This window comes from Desulfovibrio sp. An276, assembly GCF_002159665.1.
GTDB lineage: Bacteria > Desulfobacterota > Desulfovibrionia > Desulfovibrionales > Desulfovibrionaceae > Desulfovibrio > Desulfovibrio faecigallinarum.
Genome location: NZ_NFJC01000082.1, coordinates 1 through 928, shown reverse-complemented (window position 1 = coordinate 928; position 928 = coordinate 1). Strand labels below are relative to the sequence as shown.

The following is a 928-nucleotide window of genomic DNA, read 5'->3' as shown; positions in this document are numbered from 1 at the left end:
ATACTGTGGACCGCTCTGGTAAACTGGAGTGATACAGTATGAAATATAACCTCTTATGGCAAAGTCGAAGTCAGATTGGCTGATTTTTGATTTTGTCAACACGACCTAGAACGGGATTTCAAAAAGGCGAAGGAAAAAGGCTACAGTCCCAAGGAACTGAGTCAGATGCTCAAGAATGAAGGCATTATCATTCCCGCGTACCTTATAAAACGATTTTTTACGGAAAACGGAAATATCCCCGTCACTCAAAAACAGGAAGCAATCTCTGCCCTGAACTTCCCATCTTGTACCACTCAATTCCCACCTTGTCTGCCACCCCACAATCGATCGTTATATAACATATTGTAATTAATGTATTTATAACTCTGGTCCTAGGCTTGACAGCTCCTTTTTTTGATCTATATTTGAGTGGTAATTTTACCACTCAAATAGGAGCACCTTTTATGTACTTTTTAGATGCTGTCAGCGTGCCTGACGCCCCTGGAAAGATAGTCACCAGAAAGAAGGGAGGCTCGACCTACGTCTACTACGAAACGGAGCGCGTATATAACCCTGAAAAACGGTTCAATGTTCCGAAGCGTGTAGTTATCGGCAAACTCGCCGTTGAAGGCGACATGAGCCAAATGTATCCTAACGCCAAGTTCAGGGCACTCTTCCCCGGAGAGCCTATCCCCGGCTTGGCCGAACCACAGATTCGCAGCAATACGCTGCGAGCTGGCTCATTTATTGTGTTTGACAAGATTATCAGGGAGTACAAGCTGGATGAGCTGCTGAGGCGGATTTTCGGAGAAAGCAGCGGCATGATCCTTGATTTGATGTGCTATATGATTGTCAGCGAAAACAATGCCGGCCAGTATTATCCAGACTACGCCAGGAATCACCCTTTATTCACCAAGGGCATGCGCGTAGTCAGCGATTCTACTGTATC

The 928-nt window shown here is 45.4% G+C and carries 1 protein-coding gene; it reads left to right on the top strand.

Going from position 1 to position 928, the window contains the following annotated elements; all coding sequences use genetic code 11:
• Positions 1-443: 443 nt before the first annotated feature.
• Positions 444-928 (top strand): hypothetical protein (locus B5F76_RS14295; RefSeq protein ID WP_204218450.1); only part of this gene is annotated, 485 nt, incomplete at its 3' end.